General features: G+C 43.1%; 13 protein-coding genes and 1 riboswitch. Of the genes, 7 read left to right on the forward strand and 6 right to left on the reverse strand.

All coding sequences use genetic code 11. The annotated features are described in order from the left end of the window. Window positions 1–84 precede the first annotated feature (84 nt). From KCV26_13085 to KCV26_13100, 4 genes are all read right to left on the reverse strand, one after another. Window positions 85–2,100, reverse strand: a complete 2,016-nt coding sequence (locus KCV26_13085; GenBank protein ID WZX36227.1) for a beta-galactosidase trimerization domain-containing protein — start codon at window positions 2,098–2,100, stop codon at window positions 85–87. 4 nt (window positions 2,101–2,104) lie between these two features. Next, complete coding sequence (locus tag KCV26_13090) at window positions 2,105–4,360, reverse strand: hypothetical protein (protein WZX36228.1); 2,256 nt, start codon at window positions 4,358–4,360, stop codon at window positions 2,105–2,107. A gap of 121 nt (window positions 4,361–4,481) precedes the next feature. Then, the gene (locus tag KCV26_13095) at window positions 4,482–6,743 is read right to left on the reverse strand and encodes a hypothetical protein (protein ID WZX36229.1); all 2,262 of its coding nucleotides are present in this window, start codon (window positions 6,741–6,743) and stop codon (window positions 4,482–4,484) included. 23 nt (window positions 6,744–6,766) lie between these two features. After that, window positions 6,767–8,719: a beta-galactosidase trimerization domain-containing protein gene (locus tag KCV26_13100; GenBank protein WZX36230.1), complete on the reverse strand. Its 1,953-nt coding sequence runs from the start codon at window positions 8,717–8,719 to the stop codon at window positions 6,767–6,769. Between the two features lie 359 nt (window positions 8,720–9,078). Between KCV26_13100 and KCV26_13105 the strand changes: the two genes are divergently transcribed. After that, a complete protein-coding gene (locus tag KCV26_13105; protein WZX36231.1) occupies window positions 9,079–10,647 on the forward strand; it encodes a metallophosphoesterase in 1,569 nt (522 codons plus the stop codon). Window positions 10,648–10,803: 156 nt separating this feature from the next. Here the strand turns inward: KCV26_13105 and KCV26_13110 are convergent, their stop codons facing one another. Both KCV26_13110 and nrdD read right to left on the reverse strand, forming a co-directional pair. Further along, complete coding sequence (locus tag KCV26_13110) at window positions 10,804–11,265, reverse strand: 4Fe-4S cluster-binding domain-containing protein (protein WZX36232.1); 462 nt, start codon at window positions 11,263–11,265, stop codon at window positions 10,804–10,806. Between the two features lie 100 nt (window positions 11,266–11,365). Beyond that, window positions 11,366–13,495, reverse strand: coding sequence for an anaerobic ribonucleoside-triphosphate reductase (nrdD, locus tag KCV26_13115; protein WZX36233.1), 2,130 nt, complete (start codon window positions 13,493–13,495; stop codon window positions 11,366–11,368). Window positions 13,496–13,615: 120 nt separating this feature from the next. After that, a riboswitch (cobalamin riboswitch) is annotated at window positions 13,616–13,830 on the reverse strand. Between the two features lie 330 nt (window positions 13,831–14,160). On the opposite strand from nrdD, the gene purH reads away from it, so the two are divergent. The 6 genes from purH (at window position 14,161) to KCV26_13145 (ending at window position 21,491) form a co-directional block, all read left to right on the forward strand. Beyond that, window positions 14,161–15,684 carry a bifunctional phosphoribosylaminoimidazolecarboxamide formyltransferase/IMP cyclohydrolase gene (purH, locus tag KCV26_13120; GenBank protein ID WZX36234.1) on the forward strand — a complete coding sequence of 508 codons (1,524 nt, stop codon included), beginning with the start codon at window positions 14,161–14,163 and terminating at the stop codon, window positions 15,682–15,684. A 66-nt stretch (window positions 15,685–15,750) separates the two neighbouring features. Then, window positions 15,751–16,776, forward strand: a complete 1,026-nt coding sequence (locus tag KCV26_13125) for a rod shape-determining protein (GenBank protein WZX36235.1) — start codon at window positions 15,751–15,753, stop codon at window positions 16,774–16,776. Between the two features lies 1 nt (window position 16,777). Further along, on the forward strand, window positions 16,778–17,620 hold the full coding sequence (gene mreC, locus KCV26_13130) for a rod shape-determining protein MreC (GenBank protein ID WZX36236.1): 843 nt from the start codon (window positions 16,778–16,780) through the stop codon (window positions 17,618–17,620). Next, entirely contained in the window at window positions 17,620–18,135 is a 516-nt protein-coding gene (gene mreD, locus KCV26_13135) for a rod shape-determining protein MreD (GenBank protein WZX36237.1), read from the forward strand. Before mreC ends, mreD begins: the two co-directional genes overlap by 1 nt. Then, window positions 18,128–20,050 carry a penicillin-binding protein 2 gene (gene mrdA / locus KCV26_13140; protein WZX36238.1) on the forward strand — a complete coding sequence of 641 codons (1,923 nt, stop codon included), beginning with the start codon at window positions 18,128–18,130 and terminating at the stop codon, window positions 20,048–20,050. Before mreD ends, mrdA begins: the two co-directional genes overlap by 8 nt. Continuing rightward, a complete protein-coding gene (locus KCV26_13145) occupies window positions 20,034–21,491 on the forward strand; it encodes a rod shape-determining protein RodA (GenBank protein ID WZX36239.1) in 1,458 nt (485 codons plus the stop codon). The genes mrdA and KCV26_13145 overlap by 17 nt, the downstream gene beginning before the upstream one ends. The last annotated feature ends 111 nt before the right edge of the window (window positions 21,492–21,602 follow it).

Consider the following 21,602-nt stretch of genomic DNA (forward strand, 5'->3'; position numbering starts at 1 on the left):
TGTATTTACATATACGTATTCGAATACCTTTAAAGAGAGATCTGTTTATTACCAGAAGTGCATGTTTATTATAAAAATATTTGTTTATTCTTCGATAACCAGCAGAGAGTATCCTTTGCTTTTAGGTACGTTGATATGGACATAATCACCTTCAAGGGTATAAGACAGCTTCACCTTTTCGGGTGCCAGGTAGATGTTCTTGAAATTTCTATCATCGTGGCGAAGGGATAGGGTTATGTTGTCAAGTTCAATGGGTTCTTCGATCATTTGCGTATTTCCCCTCATCTCGGGCAGATAAGAAAGCAAATGCACCATTCTTCTTTTGGGTTGTTCCGTGACAAAAACCCGGGAGAATGACGGTAAATTTTTTGTCTTTACTAACGGTTTGGCAAGAAACCGGTCGAGCACGTTGGAAAAGACTGTTCTTAACTCCACGGATGCCTTATCGTAATACCCGGAGAATATACGGTGGCTGAAATGGGCCACCTGCCCGTTAATTGTAAGCGCCGGCTTCTCCGTCACCTTGTCTGGCGGATTATAATAGAAAGCATATTCCCCATCCCAATCCCGGTTATGATATGGTTTTACAAGACGTGCCTCCGTTCTTGTTTTACCGGACGCTTCCACTTCAATGCCGTTGGAGTATAAAGAGAGCGGCATGTCCGGCAACCCTTCATTACAATTTTCCCCTACGGTAAAATAAGCCGGATCAAACGGATTTTCTCCTAAAAATTTGATGCCCCATTCCTGTTCGAGCACAAAATGTCTCTTCTCCGGATCAAGGCCGGAGAACCCCGTTGAAATGACCGCCTTTCCTTCATTGACGTGTTTCTTCACGCGTCTTGCCGTTTCCTCGTCAAAGAGAATGTCGTCGGGAAAGATCAGCACCTTGTACTTGCTCCAGTCCGATGCCAGCGTCACCACATCGAACTGCTGCTTCAATTCGCTCAACATGCGCACCGCGCTTTTGAGTTGTCTGTCGCCCCGTATGTTTGCAATTTTCTTTGGATAGACGATGGCTATTTCAGTTATGTTCTTGGCGTTGTCGAACCAGGGTTCCATGGTCTGGAGTTCCCTGTATATTCTTTCCACCCTGTCAAGGACGGCATTCTCGAGATCCCCCCTGGGGTGAAAATGGCCTCCGATATTGGGACGCATCCCGTTGGCCAACCCGTAAAGCAACTCCGACTTGATGGCTTCCCCGGGACGTAATCCTCCAAAATCCCCCCAATCGTAAAACCGGCCCGTCATATTCAAAACCGGATAGTCGCCCAGCGTCCTTAAATAGTGAGATAAAACCGGTAAGTATTCATATCCCCATGCGCCGGCAGGAAGGCATTCTACTTCAAAGTAAGTACTGAATTTACTCTGTTCCTCGTAACCGGGATTGTTGTGGTATATTAATAAATTAGGATTTATTTTCGTTGCCGCTTTGTAAATATCTTCAGCTAATCTCAGCGCGGAGAATTCCGAAAATTTTGTTACTTCGTCCAGATTGTTCCAATCAATTCCCTTTTCTTTCATTTCCTTTACGCAAACAGGGCAGACGCAAGGGAAATTCTGAAGGCAATCAATAAAGAAGCCGGACACCGGATAATTTCGTGCGATCTCTTCTACCATGGCAATTAAATGATCTCTGTAAGCGGTATTGTAGCACATGGTTCGTACGTAAGGCGTAAAACGTGGCTCACGATATTCGCGGCCGTCAAAATACAGAGTCGTCCACTCTCTGTGTTTTAATCCCTCAGCACTACTTATTCCCCCATTCAGATATGCCGTAAGAGCAATCCCTTTCCGATTGCATGCATCTGCAAGCTGCCCGAAAAGATCATATTTTAGAGAAGGGTGTTTTATGCCAATCTTTGTATCGTAATAAGCCATTCCCAAATTACAGCGGGCGTGGAATGTCAGGTAATCTACTCCACAGGCTTTGATCCTATCAGTAAATGCCTCTACATCAAAATTTTCTCCTACATCCGGGATAGCAGGCATAGTATGATTATCGTAAAACAGACAATACTTAGGCGTATGAATTTTGCCCTGCGGATAAACCAGAAAGGGTAGGACAAGGTAAATAACAAAAGGAATGATTTTCTTCATTTTTTCAATCAATGATTTTAGCATTAGATAACACGGCTAGTATTTCTTCTTTGGTAAGTTTATTCGTTCGGATATACCGTCTGTCATTTAGGGGAATAAGAATATTACCGTTCGAGTCATTAACAGGCTCTTCCTCGTCCAATCTCTTGTATAAAGTAATATCGGATGGTTTTAACTGTAGTTGAAGTTTTTTATTTCCGGATATGTGCCAATAAACAACGTAATAATCTCCCTTTCTCTGGAATATGAAAGCCCTGATTTCTTTGCTGCCTCCTGCTACGCCAGAGATTTGTTCATAAGGCACCAATTCAAATTGATTTTGTTCATTCAGTAATAGATGATGCTCTTGTTCCATATCCTGAAGCATTGTTTTTTGTCCTTCGGTGAGCCAATCAATACTTCTTACCTCTTCCCATCTCCTATAAACTTCCAGGTTATCGGCTGTTCGGGCATGTTTTTTAAATCCCTCCAAATTTGAGTTTAATGAAACAGGACAATCCCAAGCAGCAGCTACGCTAGTTACAAATTCAATCATATCAGGCTGTGTCCCAATTGATTTTTCATTAGGAACAAAATAGCCCAGCCACCCGAAATTAACCCTTGAAAAATCGGCTTTCATCCGCCTTGCTTGTTGAGCTGGCCATCTTTTTATTTCTTCCTTCAGAACATCCGGCCTGAAAACATCAAACGCATTTCCTCCACTTAGCATGTGCCAGCTAAAATGTGACTTTGCCGCTCCTTCTGCATAAATGGGTGTAGGATCAAATCTCTTATAAACTCTCCACTGCGCATAAGGGACATTAAACCAAAATGGAGGGTTAACTCCTTCTGAACCGTCGAAGTAGCAAAACTCAAATCCGGCGTTATATATGTTTTCCAGTTTTTCCGCAATTTCATCTTGTAAGCTGGTTCTCTGATCAATATAAACACTTCTTTGGGTGCCGAACTCACTTACATCAAGCAATCCAAAAATGGTACCAACCGGTAATGAATTTATGGTTGTTTTGTCAACTCCTCTTGTACAACCGATAAACTTATACGGCCACGATGTCGTATAGCTCTCGTAGGAAACCAATTCGGTTCCTATTTTTAGCACGCGCATACCATCTGCTAATGTAGTACTGACTGGATTTTGTTCCACAAATATTTCTGTGTCGCTAGTTCCCAGTGGTTTTGCCAGCGTAAAATATTTAAGCAAATTCAATCGATGATCGGATATAGGCGTAACATACCTACTGTCTCTTCCTATATGTGAATGTAAAAAATGTAAACCGGGTGAGATGCCTTTACCCTTGATTTTTTTAAGTAAATTTTCCAAATCCTCCCTTTCATTTGGGTAAATTGATTTTCTCCAGTCATAATCTCCCTTTTTACTCCATGATGGGCCACTTTCTACAATAGCGCTATATGGAATTTTCATACTGCGAAATCCTCCCATTTTTGCATATTTTATATGTTCATCTACGTTGTCGGGAGTGATATCCGAAGCGGCATAATAAGATGCATTGTATAGTTTGTGTCTGCGACTTTCAACGCCCTTTGGCAAATTAAAATCCTCCTCCACCCGGGCGATATTGTTTAGTAAATCGCCTGTTTTGCAGACTATCAAAGCGGCTCCAACCTCTAATAGCTGAATGTCCCTTTCAACTGCCGCCTTCATTATGCGATACCCTTCACGCTTTTCTGAATTGATCCGCGCATGAATATTTGTTGCGAGTACGTTAATGGCTATTTTATTGTCCCAGCTTACATTGAGCCATTCTCCGAAGTGTTCTCGGTCGCGCACAGGCAATTGAATAAAATTCATTTCATAAACGGGAGGTAAAATCCCTTTATTTACACCAATGCCATAATCATTGCCTTCTATAAAAAAATCCTTTACCGTGAAGTTTATATAATTGGGTGTTATATCTAATTTTATACGTGCCTTATAGAAAATCAGTTCAAAATCAACAATCAGTTCGTTCCCTTCTTTTTTAACGGATTTAGCATTGAATGATATTTTGTTTGTTGGATAAGCCAGTTTTATTTCATTGTGGAATGGCCTTTCCTGAGTGACAGAGAAAACAGGCATGTTTAATTGCTGCGAAAGACATTCTTCATTGGTTGGTTTATACAGTAGACTTTTGGCAATTCCATCTTCCCCGATAACAAATCTCATTTGATCGTTTTCAATGACGATATCCCTGTTATCATTTGTTCTTGCATCTATGTTTAATGCAACACTGGCTATGATAAGTAAGACAATAGAAAATCTCATGTTTGACGTTTGTTTTATTATTCTTATTTAAGAAATTGAATAATTACTAAAGATGTATTTGTTGAGGGGTTAATTCTTTTTGTTTAAACCACTCTAGAAATCTAACTTTACGACAGGTTTTTTAATTGAGAATTTTAGCCTTGACAAAACAATCTATTAATTGTTCTTTTGTTACTCCATTCACTTTCAGGTATCTACGGCTGTCGGCCGGGATTATTGTCTGGTTTTCTTGACTGGGGATTAAGTTAATTTCCTGTCCCAGGTTCTCGTATAGTTTTACATTATTATTGTCTATTGGTAATTCCAGTTTCTTATTTCCGGATATGTGCCAATAAACAACGTAATACTCTCCCTTTCTCTGGAATATGAAAGCCCTGATTTCTTTGCTGCCTCCTGCTACACCGGAGATTTGCTCATAAGGCACCAACTCAAATTGATTTTGTTCATTCAGTAATAGATGATGCTCTTGTTCCGTATTTTTCAGCTCATTTTTCTGCTCTTCAGTGAGCCAATGCTTCGCTCTGACCTCCTCCCATCTTCGCACTACTTCCAGGTTGTCCGGAGTTCTTGGATGAGCTTCAAATGCTTCAAGATTAGAATGAATGGAAATCGGGCAATCCCAGGCCGCTGCCACACTGGTAACGTATTCCAACATATCCGGTTGTGTTCCTACGGTTGTCTCACTTGGAACCCAATAACCCAACCACCCGAAGTTGATTCGTGTAAAATCCTGTCTCATCCGGGGAGCTTCTTCTGCTGGCCATTTTTTTGTTTCTTCCTTCAATACTTCCGGCCTGAAAACATCAAAAGCATTTCCTCCACTCAACATATGCCAGCTAAAATGTGTTTTAGCAGCCCCTTCTGCAAATAAAGGCTGGGGTTTTAACCGTTTAAATACCCTGTACTGCGCTAAAGCAACGTTGATACCGAATGGAGGATCCACCCCCTCTGAACCGTCAAAATAGAAAAATTGAAATCCGGCATCATAAATTGCCGCAATTTTTTCAGCAATTTCATCTTGTAAGCTGGTTTTCTGGTTTATATAAACACTGGTAGCGCCGAATTCACTGACATCCAGTATACCAATGGAGTATCCCTTGGGAAGGCTGTTCACCGTAGTGTTATCGATCGCCCTTTTGCATCCCGTAAATTTATAAGGTGGTACAGTAGTAAAATTCTCATATGAAATAAGTTCCGTTCCTACCTTCAAAACCCGGCATCCCTCCGCCATGACGGATCCTTCGGGGTTTTGTTCTACATACACAGTCGTATCGTCCCTTCCCAGGTTTTCCGACAGATTAAATGTTTTTACGAGATTTAGCCGGTAATCGGGAACGGGAGTTACGTACTGGCTCTTTCTGCCGATATGTGAATGAAGAAAATGAACACCCGGAATGATACCTTCCGCTTTAATCTTATCCAACATTTTCTGAAGATCTTCTTTTCCATTGGGATATAACGTCTTGTCAATTTCATAACTTCCAATGATACCGTATCCTCCTCCTCCTTCAAAACTGGGGTAATAGATATTCATCAACCTGAAACCACCCATCTTGGCGTATTTGATGTGTTGATCGACATTCGTTGGATTTATGTTTGCCGTCCAATAGTATGAAGCATTGATAAAATCATTTCTACGGCTTTCTACGCCTTTGGGCAGATTAAAGTCATTCTCTATCTGAGCAATATTATCCAGCAATTTATCGGATTCAGAAACAATTAATGCAGCCCCGGTGCCTTTAAATTTTATATCCTTAATGGCACTTGCCTTCAATATTTTATACCCGTTTCGTTTCTCAAAATCGATATAGGCGTATTCATCTGTGGCTAACACATTAATAGCAGCCTTATTATCCCAACTGACATTTAGCCATTCTCCAAAATTCTCCCGGTTACGGATGGGTAATTGTAAAATACATACTTCAGTAGCGGGAGGAGGAGTTATTTTAAGGTACGAGGGATAAACGCCGTCCGTAATAAAATCGTAAAGGCTGAAACCTATATAATCAGGTGTTTCCTTGACTTGAATAACCGCTTTGTACGGAATTAATTCAAATCCAACAATGAGTTTGTCTCCCTCCCGATAAATAGTATCGGCCTGGTATGTCGTTTTCTTATTGGGGTGACCCAATTTTATTTCATTGTGGTACGGCCTTTCCTGAGTCACTGAGATAATTGCCATATTTTCTCCCTGCATCAAACACTCCTCGCCGGTAGACTTCAGTTTCAAACTCTTAGCAGCGGCATTATTACCGATAACTAATTTAAATTGTTCATTTTCGATTACAACGTCATTTTCGAGGTTGCCACTTTCATTTTTTTGCACACATGACATTAAAATGATGTTAATCAATACAAATAATGGAATAATAATTTTTTTCATAACTGCATATGTTTGTTATTTGTTTATTCTTCGATAACCAGCAGAGAGTATCCTTTGCTTTTAGGTACGTTGATATGGACATAATCACCTTCAAGGGTATAAGACAGCCTCACCTTTTCGGGTGCCAGGTAGATGTTCTTGAAATTTCTATCATCGTGGCGAAGGGATAGGGTTATGTTGTCAAGTTCAATGGGTTCTTCGATCATTTGCGTATTTCCCCTCATCTCGGGCAGATAAGAAAGCAAATGCACCATTCTTCTTTTGGGTTGTTCCGTGACAAAAACCCGGGAGAATGACGGTAAATTTTTTGTCTTTACTAACGGTTTGGCAAGAAACCGGTCGAGCACGTTGGAAAAGACTGTTCTTAACTCCACGGATGCCTTATCGTAATACCCGGAGAATATACGGTGGCTGAAATGGGCCACCTGCCCGTTAATTGTAAGCGCCGGCTTCTCCGTCACCCTGTCTGGCGGATTATAATAGAAAGCATATTCCCCATCCCAATCCCGGTTATGATATGGTTTTACAAGACGTGCCTCCGTTCTTGTTTTACCGGACGCTTCCACTTCAATGCCGTTGGAGTATAAAGAGAGCGGCATGTCCGGCAACCCTTCATTACAATTTTCCCCTACGGTAAAATAAGCCGGATCAAACGGATTTTCTCCTAAAAATTTGATGCCCCATTCCTGTTCGAGCACAAAATGTCTCTTCTCCGGATCAAGGCCGGAGAACCCCGTTGAAATGACCGCCTTTCCTTCATTGACGTGTTTCTTCACGCGTCTTGCCGTTTCCTCGTCAAAGAGAATGTCGTCGGGAAAGATCAGCACCTTGTACTTGCTCCAGTCCGATGCCAGCGTCACCACATCGAACTGCTGCTTCAATTCGCTCAACATGCGCACCGCGCTTTTGAGTTGTCTGTCGCCCCGTATGTTTGCAATTTTCTTTGGATAGACGATGGCTATTTCAGTTATGTTCTTGGCGTTGTCGAACCAGAGTTCCATGGTCTGGAGTTCCCTGTATATTCTTTCCACCCTGTCAAGGACGGCATTCTCGAGATCCCCCCTGGGGTGAAAATGGCCTCCGATATTGGGACGCATCCCGTTGGCCAACCCGTAAAGCAACTCCGACTTGATGGCTTCCCCGGGACGTAATCCTCCAAAATCCCCCCAATCGTAAAACCGGCCCGTCATATTCAAAACCGGATAGTCGCCCAGCGTCCTTAAATAGTGGGCCATCACAGGCATAAACTCGTATCCGCTATCTGATGCCGGTAAAGACACCACATCGAAATAGGTATTTATTCCCAATAACTCTTCGTAACTCGGATAATTATTGGAAATAAGTAAATCGGGGTTTATTTTCATCGCTTCCTCCGCAATATCTTTTGCTAAACGTACTGCTGAAATTTCCGCAAAACGAGTGACCGCGCTTAAATCCGACCAATCCATATTTCTTTTCTTCATCTCTTGTACACAGACAGGACATACACAGGGATAATTGATTAAGCAATCAATCATCAGCCCCCCAACGGGATATTGGTAAAGTACCTCTTTTACCATTTCAATCAGATGATCCCTATATCCCGAGTTGTAACACATGGTACGGACATGCGGCGTAAAACGTGGCTCACGCAACGACCTGCCATCGAAATACAAGGTTGTCCACTCCCGATGCTGCAATCCTTCCTCACTACTAATACCCGCATTAAAGTATGCTCCCAATGCAATCCCTTTTCGTTGACAAGCTTCTGACAATTTGCCGAAAAGATCGTATTTTAAGGAAGGGTGTCTTGTCCCAATTCGGGTATTGTAATATGCAAGCCCTTGATTACAACGAGCATGAAACACGAGATAATCAACTCCACAAGCTTTGATCCTGTCAGTAAACACCTCTACATTGAAGTTTTCTCCCACATCGGGAATAGCCTTCATCGTATGATTATCATAGAATAAACAGTATTTAGGTTTATGTTTCATGCTATAAATCTAATGTGTTCAGTTATATAAGTTTTTCAATCGTCCCTTTTAACGTTACGGATAAATTCATGAACAAACATAATACAAATTAACATTGGTTTTTTAAATTATTTTATATAATTCACGCAGTAATTATTGTAAATAGCGCAAGATATATTATTTTATACGGCTAAAATCGCAAAAAAGGGAAAACTGTTTAAAACTACATCATGGCGTGTAGTCTGCCAGGTATGACGACGTTATCAGATCTACCCTTAACATTTCTGTAGCTAAATCTTCATTATATCTTAATGAAAAAGTAAGCGGATCGTAACATTCATTGCGTAGTTTTGCTGTACGAAATTTACAATTTCTACAAAATGAAAAGAACCGTTTCATCCGTTTTCTTTTTTTGGGTTATCACTTCGTTTTTTTCCGTTGAGGCACAACATGCCCGAATTGGTGTGATATCCGATCTGCATTACACGTATCCGGCACTGATTGTTGAGAAAGGCAAAGCGCTGGAAGATTATTTACGGCGCGACAGAAAACTTCTTCTCGAAAGCGACGCCTTGTTGCGGAAATCGGTTGAGAATCTGTTGTGCGAGGATGTAAACGTAGTCCTTATTCCCGGCGACCTGACCAAAGACGGAGAATTGGTTAGTCACCGTGGAGTGGTGGAACTCTTGTCTCCGCTCAGGGAAAAAGGAGTGAAGGTATTGGTGGTTCCCGGAAATCACGATATCGACAACCCCGACGCCGTAATCTTTCACGGAGGCGAAACCCGTAAGGTTAGATCGGTTACACCTGCTGAATTTAAAGATATTTACTCGGATTACGGCTATGACAGCGCTCTCAGTCTGGATGAACATTCGTTGAGTTACGTAAATGAACCTGTCGAGGGGTTAAGGATAATTTGTATCGATGCCTGTAAATATCGCGACAACACTTTTATCTCCCGGGGTGCGAAAAAAGATTCGTGTGTCACTCACGGTACCGTAAAACCGGAAACCATGAACTGGATAAAAAATGAAGTCCGGCTTGCTAAGTTATTGGGAAAACAAGTGATTGCCATGATGCATCACGGAGTAGTGGAACATTTCGACCATCAGTCTTTTTTTGCTAGCCCTTACCTCGTCGATAATTTCGAATGGGTTCAGCAATCATTCATGGAAGCCGGCCTGAATGTTGTGTTTACCGGACACTTTCATGCATCGGATATTGCCCGAATCGAAGATGAAAAAAGCAATTATCTTTACGATATTGAGACAGGCTCCGTTGTGACTTATCCGTGTCCTTACCGGGTGATTGATCTTTCGAATAACCATCTGGACATACAAACAAAATTAACGGATAGTATAGATTTTCCTATTCCTTCGGGTATGAATTTCCAGGCTTATGCGAAAAAGATGGTTGATGTAGGCTTTAATGAGATGATATCGGCTCTTATCAGTGAATATCATTCATCCTTGCCTGTATATTTACCCCGATGGCTTAAGGGGATAATCCGCATTCCCGATGCGGAGAAGTTTACGGATATGGTATTGTCCAACTTGTCTCCCTCGGCTGTGGAAATGCTTGTTGCGCATTACGGAGGAAACGAAAACAATATAGAGAATGCGCACCGGCATAAAGAGGAGTTGTTATTAGCCATTGACAGTTTTGTGCGTGACTTGTGTAAAGCATCTGCTGGAATCTTGTCGGGGATTATAGAGAAACTTGTTGTACGCAGCAAGACGATTAAAAAGACCAAACAGGCCGTCTCAAGCATTTGGGAAAACACTTTTCTTACGGGAAAGGGAGTCGTAAAGGGAAGGCTGATGGATAACTCTATAAACGACTTGAATTATTTTCTAACACTCAATACTAATGAAAATATAAACAACGGAAACTTTTACGCTAATGAAAATGTCAACGATGAGGTAGAAGTGAAGTTGTTTTCCGAATAATATTTTTCATTCTCTCTATTTTAAGCGGCTCTACTCACCGCTCTACGCAGCCGGCAAGTGATTGTAGGCTGTTTTTTATGAGCAGAGTTAACTAAAAGGCACGCCAATCACTTGGAATGCCTTTTCAAAATAATAAATAAAAAGTAGAGAGTTTTTTTATTTCTGCATTTTCACCGTAATATCTTTAAAACTGCAGTTGGTAAACATATATAAGCGCTGATTGGTAGTTTTTTTGTTTAATCCTCCCAATGCTTCTATATAGGGCCCTGTTTTTACAAAATCAAAACAGCCGGTGGCCATAGGATGCAGGTTACTGTTTCCCGAATACCATGCTGTTTTGAGCCATTTTCCCCAATTTATCCGGATATGGTTTGCCAGCCGGCATACCTCTTCGGCATGAGCATCGCCCCCCATAAAACAAATGCAGGTGATTGAATGCTCATAGAGCTGCAGCAGTCTCGAAAGGGCTCCTTCGTTCAGTTCTTCCCCTATGTCTTGCTGCAGGTGGGGACTGTGGCACCCTTTGCAGCGGTGCGGGCAACCCGACAGGTTGACGGCTAACGTCACCTCGTCGGGAATCTCTTGAAAAACAATATCATAGTCTGTGTATTTAAGCATAAAAATTATCTTATGGTTGAAATGTCCGCTTTTCTGTAATACCTTTCTGGCATCTCATTCTCAAACATAGCTTTGGTATGCTTGCGACTAATGTATAACCTTAATAAATAATAGGTTCCTCTTTAGGCTTCTCTGTTGCGTCCGGCTTTCCGTAATGTCTTCTTTCCGCTTCCGCTTGCCGGGCAGCCGAGAAATTGCTCACCCTCTTCATGTAGCCGATAATGCGTGTGAGGTAGTCCACATTCAGGGATCTGCATCCGGGGCATTCCTTCAGAAAGCGCTTGTCGATGACGCCACAATCGTTGCATACGGTATTTGGAATGTTGAAGGTGAAATAGTTGCAGCCTTCGTGGGCTGCTATACGTAATAACTGCCGGTATTGTGCTTTTGTGAGGTGTTCTTCCAGGTTCAGGTGAAGCGCTGATCCGCCTGTCAGGTGTTCAATATAATCCCGTCCGTGCAGGCGGAATTTATCGATCACGTTAAGCGACGGGTCTTCCACCCGGTAAAAATAGCTATTGTAGCAGTCACGTGGCACAAAATAACCGTCCTCCCTGTCCCATTTGGCATGTTTGACGCCCACGTTTTCCGCGGGAATCATCTCACAATTGAACATCAATTTTCTCGACCGGTATTTTTTGTTGTACTGTTCAATGATCTCGAGCACCTCCTGTACGAAGGCCTTATATTTAGGATTGTGGTTGATGGTTATTCCTAGCGATTCAGCCGCTTCCACTAACCCGTTTACACCGATAGTAAGGTATTGGCGGCTGAGATTGATATATCCCGCGTCGAACAGTGGCAGCATCCCTTTTTGTTGAAACATTTTCAGATTCTCGTTGTAGGCGATCTGTACCTTGTGCGCCAGATCCACCACCTCTTCAAGGAAAATGCTGTAGGGTTGTCCCGTACGTTTTGCGAACTGAACGCAGCGGTTCAGGTTGATGGTGAGCACGCTTTTCGATCCGGTGGACACTCCGCCGGCCCCCAATGTATAACTGAACCCGTTGTCCTGAATCTTGTTGCGCAGGCGACAGCAGCTCGATAATGAGTCGGCATTGTCGCTCATATAGGTAAAGAAAGAGTGTCCTTCGGCATACATTTCGGCGGTAAAATCGGCATATTCTGTATCGATCACATCCTCTTCCCGCGAGAGCAATGCCATCGTTTCCACCGGAAAGGTAAGCACGGTTTTGGTGCGTTCCTTGTTAAACCATTTCATAAATCGTTTCTGTAACCAGTTGAGCGATTCCCATACGGGGCGTGATCCGTCGGGAAAAAGGAATTCCCCGAACAGGCTTTCGAAGTAGTGTCTGTCATAGTAGGAAATATTCCAGAAAACCGCCTGGAAATTACGTGCTCCCGTAGGCTGGTTGATGGAATAAACGATCTGTTCGAAGCAGTCGGTAATCATTTTGTCTATTGTTCGTTGCCTCCTTGACAGGTCCACCACGTCCCCGGAACGCCCGAAATAGTCGTCGCCGTACTCTTTTCGGATAAAATAGTCCAGGTACATCAGGAACTCGGGCGTGGCGCAGGCGCCGCTGAGCATGCTCGACACGATGAACACCATATTGATGAACCCACCGCAGAACGATTTCAGGTTGGTCGGGGGCATGGAGTTGCCGCCGATGGGAAGGGTGCCGTTCAGCAACCACGGGTACATCGTGATGCTGGCACAGTAGTTGGCCAGGCTGGTCTCATCGTTTTTATAGATAAAATGCTCGTTCAGCATACCGATGTATTTGTCGGCCAGTTCTTTCCCATACATCTCCTTTATCCGGTCGGTGATCATCTTTCGGTTCAGGTCGATGAAGTTCTTTTTGGGTAATTCCCCGATGAGGGTGGCAATGTTTTTCTTCTCTACGTTGGCATTGGCATCGAACTTGCTTCCCGTTGCTGCGTTCTGTGCGTTGCAATAGTTCATCAGGAAGTTCATCTTGCTCTGGATTTCACGTGTTTCGGTATGTTTCTGCCGGTAGAGCATGTATGCTTTTGCAACGGCGAAGTATTTTTCCCTCATCAGCGCCGTTTCTACCTGGTTCTGAATTTCTTCCACAGTCATGCCGTCAGAAATGTGGAGGTGGGAGAGGAGCGTGATAAAGTCCTCTTCGGTGGCGAAAGATCCTACTGCCAGAAATGCTTTTGCAACGGCATTTCTGATTTTCTCGATGGAGAAGGGAACCTTTTTCCCGTCTCGTTTTACAATAAAAATTTCTTTGTTGCCCATATTTAGACATTTAGATAATTGGATAAATAGCCCTTGAAACCTGCAAACCTGCCAGTTTTTAAAATAACAAATAGGGATATCAAATTTTTAACCGTCTTTTTACCCGAAAGACATCAAAAAGAGTATATAAGTGCATCTGGCAGGTCTTCTGACTTACTCTTGTGTCTGAACGCCTTCCCGTTCCGGTTCATCGGAACAGTGGCAGTGGAGGTGTTTGTTCAGCACGCAAAAAAAGAGCTTACAGCAGCGGGAACTGTTGCCGATTTTCACGGCATTCCCTTTTATTTTATTCATAAAGACAACTATGAATAAAAACCAAATGTTACCACAAAGGTAAATTTACTTTTTTAGAAAACCAATAAAGTTTTCCGGAAAAGTTATCAACATAGGTGCTTTTATTTTTTATATTTCTGATTATTAAATTTATATATTTTAATTTCGATAGTTCCTTGATTAAATTCAAGTGACAATATTTTCTTTTTTTTCTACTGATTAATTGCTATACTTTGCATAATTATTTAAAAAAGCATGATAAAAGCGGTCGCCATCCGGTCGCACAACCCCGAACAGCTTCTTTTTCTCAAAAATTCATAAAACAAACTCCAATTTCACAAAAATGACCGATAGATTTTATACCTTTGTATTCTTTAAAAAAATAATCATTGATGTCAAAGAAAATAAATTCGGCACTCATTTCGGTATACCACAAAGACGGCCTGGAGGAGATATTGAAATTGCTGAACAGTTTAAACGTAAAGCTTATATCAACGGGGGGAACCCGTGATTTTATCCAGTCGTTGGGTTATGAGTGTGAATCGGTGGAAGAGGTTACCGGCTATCCATCTATTCTAGGCGGACGGGTAAAGACACTGCATCCTAAAGTTTTCGGGGGAATTCTGTACCGCCGTGACGAGGAGCAGGACCGGAAAATCATCAAATCCTATGATATTCCCTCTATAGACCTGGTCATCGTTGATTTATATCCGTTTGAAGAAACCGTAGCTACACAAGCTCCCGAAGATGAAATTATCGAGAAAATAGATATTGGCGGAATCTCGCTTATTCGCGGGGCTGCCAAAAACTTTAAAGATGTGATTGTTGTGGCTTCCATGAAGCAATATAAACCGTTGCTCGATCTGTTAAAAAAGAAAAGCGGAAATACCGACATTGAGGATCGGCGCTGGTTTGCCAAGGAAGCCTTTGCCGTTTCATCGGGATACGATTCGGCTATTTTTAATTATTTCGACAAGGGCGAAAGCCCCGTTTTGCGGATTTCTGCCGACAGTGGCAAAACGTTGAGATACGGGGAAAATCCGCATCAAAAGGGCGTTTTTTACGGTAACTTTAATGAAATATTTGAGCAGTTGCACGGCAAAGAGATTTCGTACAACAACCTGCTCGACATAGACGCCGCCGTTTCGTTGATTGCCGATTTTGATGAAACAGCCTTGGCTATTCTGAAGCACAATAATGCTTGTGGCATGGCCTGTCGGAGTACGGTAAAAGAAGCCTGGGATGCAGCTCTAGCGGCTGATCCTATCTCTGCTTTTGGCGGAATTGTGGTTACTAACCGTCAGGTGGATGCAGAGGCCGCTAAAGCTATAAATGAAATTTTCTTCGAAGTAATTATTGCTCCCGATTATTCGCAGGATGCGCTCAATATCCTGTTCCAGAAGAAGAACCGGATCATCCTCAAGCAAAAAATAACCGGAAAGGAGGCGAACAATACACAGGTCCGTTCTGCATTAAACGGATTCCTGTTGCAGGATAAAGATACGAGTATTCAGACAAGAAGCGATTTAACGGTGGTAACCGCAAAAGTTCCAACGGAAAAAGAAACGGAAGATCTGCTGTTTGCAAATATCCTGGTGAAACATACGAAGTCGAACGCTATAGTGCTGGCGAAAAACAAGCAATTGATTGCTAGCGGGACCGGACAAACATCGCGAGTGGATGCGTTGAATCAGGCGATAGAGAAAGCAGGAACGTTTAAATTTGATCTTAACGGGGCCGTAATGGCATCGGACGCTTTCTTTCCTTTCCCCGATTGCGTTGAAATAGCGCACAAAGCCGGAATAACGGCTATAGTTCAGCCGGGAGGCTCCATCAAGGATGCAGAATCGGTTGCTTACTGTAACGAAAACGGCCTGGCCATGGTTACAACCGGGATCAGGCATTTTAAACATTGATTGAGAAGCCAGGGGTGGGTTCTCGCAGTGTGAACACACCCTGCAACTCGTAACAAACATAACAATATGGGATTATTTTCATTCACACAAGAGTTGGCAATGGACCTGGGAACCGCCAACTCCATTATTGTAAACAATGCCGGAAAAATTCTGCTGGACGAGCCGTCCATAGTGGCATTGGACCGCAAGACCGACAGGATGATCGCGCTGGGCGAGAAGGCCCGCCAAATGCACGGAAAAACACACGAAAACATACATACGGTCAGGCCCCTGAGGGATGGTGTAATCGCTGATTTTAACGCCGCAGAACAGATGATTCGCGGTATGATTAAAATGGCTACAAAAAACAAAGGCGGATTATTTTCGCCGTCACTTCGGGTAGTAATCTGTATTCCGTCAGGAAGCACCGAAGTGGAAATCCGTGCGGTTCGTGACTCAGCTGAACATGCCGGAGGACGCGATGTTTACATGCTCTTCGAGCCTATGGCAGCTGCTCTGGGTATCGGCCTGGATGTGGAGATTCCCGAAGGGAACATGATTGTGGACATAGGTGGGGGAACAACAGAGATTGCTGTGATCTCACTGGGCGGGATAGTATCGAACAAATCGATAAAGATTGCCGGTGACGACCTCACCGAAGACATTATGGATTATATGGGGCGTCAGCACAACATGAAAGTGGGAGAGAGAACCGCCGAACAGATCAAGATTAATGTAGGCTCCGTCTTGACCGAGCTTCAGGATCCTCCAGAAGATTTTGTCGTTCACGGTCCTAATCGCATGACGTCTTTGCCGATGGATGTGCCCGTATCCTATCAGGAGATAGCACACTGCCTTGAAAAGTCGATATCTAAAGTGGATTCAGCGGTGCTTAGTGCACTGGAACAAACTCCCCCGGAGTTATATGCCGATATTGTACGTAATGGAATTTACCTGACAGGAGGCGGTGCTTTGCTTCGTGGTTTGGATAAACGGCTGACCGATAAAATCGGTATTCCGTTCAAAGTAGTAGATGATCCGTTACACGTGGTAGCCAAAGGAACAGGTATTGCTTTAAGAAACATTGACAAGTTTACATTCCTGATGAGATAGGATGAAAAACCTTCTCTCGTTTATTATCAGAAACAGTTCGTGGCTGATCGCAATCGGTTTGATTGTCATCAGCTTCTATCTGGTATTTTCTTTTAATTCTTATCAGAGAAGTGTATACCTAACATCTGCAAACAAGGCTACTGGCTGGTTTTACGAGATTTCTGACAAAGCAACGGCTTTTATCTATTTAAACAAGAGCAACAAGCTTTTACTGGAACGGAATGCACGGCTCGAAGAAGAACTATACTCGTTAAAGTCCTACTTGTCGGACACGCAAAGGGACACGTTAACAACGAATGCTTTTCTGAGTGATTCCATTCCAGCTTCAAGGTTTTCATTTGTTCCCGCTGAAGTGATCAATGTCAGTTTCTCGGGCCCAAACAATTTCATCACGGTAAACAAAGGTTCCATACACGGTGTCAAACCTGATATGGGTGTAGTTTCACAAAATGGAGTGGTGGGAGTAGTATTGAAGACCTCTCCATCATTTTCAGTGGTTATTCCCATTATAAATCCGAAATTCAGGTTGAGTGCCAAACTGAAAAATTCCAACAATACGGGATCAATTTCGTGGGACGGCAAGGATTTGATTACAGCGCAGATAGGAGAACTTCCCAAACACGAAGTTTTTCAACCGGGAGACACGGTAGTAACCAGTTTTTCACGCATTTTCCCAAAAGATATTGTTATCGGATACGTTACCGGGCAGATTTTATCTAAAGATGACAATTTCAATACGTTAAATTTGCGAATAGCTACTGATTTTTATTCTGTGAGGGATATTCTTATTATAAATGATGCGCATTTTGAAGAACAGAATGAATTAGAAAATTCAATTCCATAATGAAAGCGGTTTCCATATTCAAAGAGATTTTGCTGTTCGTAATATTGGTATTGTTACAAGTATTGCTGCTTAATCGTATTGCTGTTTTTGGATTGGCTGTGCCTATTCTGTATATCTATTTTCTCATAAAACTGCCTTACGGAAGAAACCGGTTCTATGTAATTGTTTCGGGTTTCCTGTTGGGAATTGTTATCGATATTTTTTTGAATACACCCGGTATGAATGCTGCTGCCACAACCATTACTGCTACACTGAGAAGCATGGTGTTAAACCTGTTTTATCCCAAAAATGAGTACGAAGACCTGGTTCCCGGTATTCATACGTCAACAGCGGCTTTTGTGAAATTTACAGTAATGATGGTATTGTTGCATCAGACGTTGCTCTTTTTTATCGAAGCCTTCACACTCTTTAATTTAACCAGCACCCTTATCCGGATTGGGTCTTCTTCGATACTGACTATTGTCCTGATTCTGGCACTGGATTCCCTATCAATCAGGAGAGAGAAAAGTGGTTAACAATAACAAGTCATACGAGAAAAGGAAGTATATCATTGCGTCTGTTGTCGTGGTAACGCTATTGGTGTATATTGCACAACTATTTAATTTGCAGATTCTTAGTCCGGAATATAGAAACTTTGCCGACAGCAACGCTTTTTTCAGAAAAACACTTTATCCGGCACGTGGAGCCATTTATGACAGAAACGGCGAATTGGTCGTTTTCAATCAGCCCACATACGATGTCATGATGGTTGTCCGTGAAATGAAGCAATTTGACACGCTCGATTTTTGTAACACGCTAAACATCGACAAAGCAGCTTTTCTACAGCTGGAAGCCGAAATGAAAGACCGGCGAAAAAATCCAGGCTATTCCTCCTATACACCGCAGCTTTTCATGTCGCAACTCGATGTGGAAGAATACGGCTTGTTGCAGGAAAAGTTGTACAAGTTCCCTGGAATTTATATTCAAAACCGGACCGAGCGTCAATACAAATATCCTAATATGGGGTTGATATTGGGGTACGTGGGCATAGTAGACAAAAATAAGATGGATGCTGATCCGTATTATACCCGTACTGATTATGTGGGAAAGTCTGGGATCGAACTTTCTCACGAAGAAGACTTGCGGGGTGAAAAAGGAGTGGAAGTCCTTTTGCGCGACGCACACGGTCGCGTACAGGGAAAATACCGTGATGGAGAATTTGACAAATCGCCCGTTTCAGGTCGTGATTTAACGCTGGCCATTGACATTAATTTGCAAGCGTACGGGGAGTACCTGATGCAGAACAAAATCGGGTCCATCATTATGATTGAACCCAAAACAGGCGAAATCCTTTGTATGGTGGCTGCACCTTCTTATGATCCGTCGATCCTGACCGGAAAAAACTTCAGCCAGAATTACCTTCAACTCGAACAGGATCCTTACAAGCCGTTGATCAACCGGGCTGTTTCGGGATTGTATCCACCCGGATCCACTTTTAAGCCCTCACAAGGATTGATTTTTCTGGAAGAAGGAATCATTACTCCTGATACCCGGTACAGCTGTTTCGGAGGCTATCCGCCATTGGGAGGGCGTCCTGCCTGCCACGGACACGCTTCACCGCTCAGCCTACAGCCGGCGCTGGCCACTTCGTGCAACTCGTTTTTCTGTTATGGACTTAACGCCATGCTTAATAACCGTACCAAATACAGTAGTACTATTGAGGCTTTTGAGGTTTGGAAAGAGCACATGGTTGATCTGGGATTCGGCTATAAAACAGATGTAGATTTACCTTCTGAAAAAAGAGGCTTTATCCCGAACAGCAAATATTATTCAAATGCATTTAAGAACGATAGATGGGTGGCTCATAACATCATTTCTATTGCTATTGGACAAGGAGAAATATTGGCCACTCCCCTGCAGCTTGCTAATTATACGGCGCTAATCGCCAACAGGGGTTATTATCATAAACCGCATGTGGTGAAAGCCAGAAAAGGTGCTCCGTTAGATACGCTCTTCAGTAAACGAAGAGAGTCGAACATCCGCCGCGAGCATTTTGAACTGACGGTTGCGGGAATGGCCGATGCCGTAACACACGGAACCTGCCGGAGGGCAAATATGGAACCGTTCTTAACGGTTTGCGGCAAGACGGGAACGGCCGAAAACCCGCACGGGGAAGATCACTCCCTGTTCATCGGGTTTGCTCCGAAGGACGACCCGAAAGTGGCCATTGCCGTGATTGTGGAAAACGGAGGCTTTGGAGCCACGAACGCCGTTCCTATTGGAAGATTAATGATGCAGAAGTACTTGATGGGAGAAATTATGCCGCAGGACCAGGTGTTGGAAAAAACTATTGCCAGCCGGGTGATTTTACCGTTTGCGTACAGAAGAAATGCTTCTGCCCAACGCATCGATACCACAGCAACTCAAGTTAGAAATGTACAGAGGAACTAGGGAAATACAGGAAAAGGGAAGGGTAGACCGCTTTACTGCGCTTATGTACCTACTCTTTATAGTGCTGGGTTGGTTGAACATTTATGCGGCCAGCTTCGACCTGGAGAATGCGGTGAGCATGTTCGACCTTTCCGGCCGGGCCGGGATGCAACTTGTTTGGATGGGTACCTCGTTGCTGCTTGCGTTTGCCCTTCTCAAAATCGATACTTCATTTTACGAAACGTATGCCTTTGTAGCTTATATCGCCGGAATCGCATTGTTGATCATTACCCTTGTTGTCGCGCCCGAAATCAAAGGTTCACGTTCGTGGTTGGTGATAGGTCCGGTACGGTTGCAGCCTGCCGAATTTATGAAGTTTATCATAGCACTTACGCTGGCAAAGATTTTCAACGTGTACAATTTCCGCCTGATGGAAAGGAAAAACCTGATCATCGTATTCTCCTTAATTTTCCTTCCGTTGGTGCTGGTGATCCTGCAAAGTGAAACAGGTACCGCACTGGTTTACCTGAGCCTTATTTTTGTGTTGTACCGTGAGGGGCTACCTGGTGGAATTCTTTTCATGGGTGTGGCGGCAATTTTATATTTTGTACTGGCTATCCGTTTTTCGGACGTTCAACTGGGAATGTTGTCCGTCGGCGAGTTCATCGCAGTTATACTGATTATTGTTTTTGCTGCCGCCATGGTCTGGAACTACGTAAAACGCCGAGAAACGGCTTTCATCATCATCGGACTAGGATTGATTGTCCTGGCAGCCGGATGGATTATGCATTTTTTTAATCTTCCTGTCAATCCCGGTTTATTGGCGCTTGTGGCATTAGGATTGGTCGCGGTTTACCTGGCTTACTTGTCGCTTCGGTTTTGGAAAAAGGTTTATTTGTATATCTTGTTGTTTGTTGTGGGTTCGTTCGCGTTTGTTGAATCGAGTGAGTATGTTTTTAACGATGTCCTGCAACCGCACCAGCAAATGCGCATCAAGGTAACGCTGGGAATGGAGCAGGATTTGCGTGGATCGGGTTATCACGTGGGGCAATCGAAAATAGCCATTGGATCGGGCGGGATGTCTGGAAAGGGTTTCTTAAACGGTACACAAACCAAACTGAAATATGTCCCCGAGCAAGACACCGATTTTATTTTCTGCACGATAGGCGAAGAGTGGGGCTTTATCGGTTCAACCATTATTCTCCTGCTTTTTGCCGTGTTCATACTGAGGCTTATTTCTTTGGCGGAACGACAGACCACAATCTTTGGCCGCGTGTATGGCTATGGTGTTGTAAGTATATTTCTGTTCCATTTGCTGGTAAACATCGGAATGGTGATTGGCATTATGCCCGTAATTGGGATCCCGTTGCCATTCTTTAGTTACGGCGGTTCGTCGTTGTGGGGATTTACCATCTTGTTGTTTATTTTTCTGCGGATAGACAAAGGACGGAAAAGAGCATAAAAAGTGGATGCACACTAATTTCACAACCGGCATGCATCCTATCAATTAGAACCCAATTTTTTTTTCAGTTTGGCGGCATTTTTTATGCGTAGCCAGTTAACGTTTCGTTAA

It is taken from the genome of Petrimonas sulfuriphila (assembly GCA_038561985.1).
Classification (GTDB): Bacteria; Bacteroidota; Bacteroidia; order Bacteroidales; family Dysgonomonadaceae; genus Petrimonas; species Petrimonas sulfuriphila.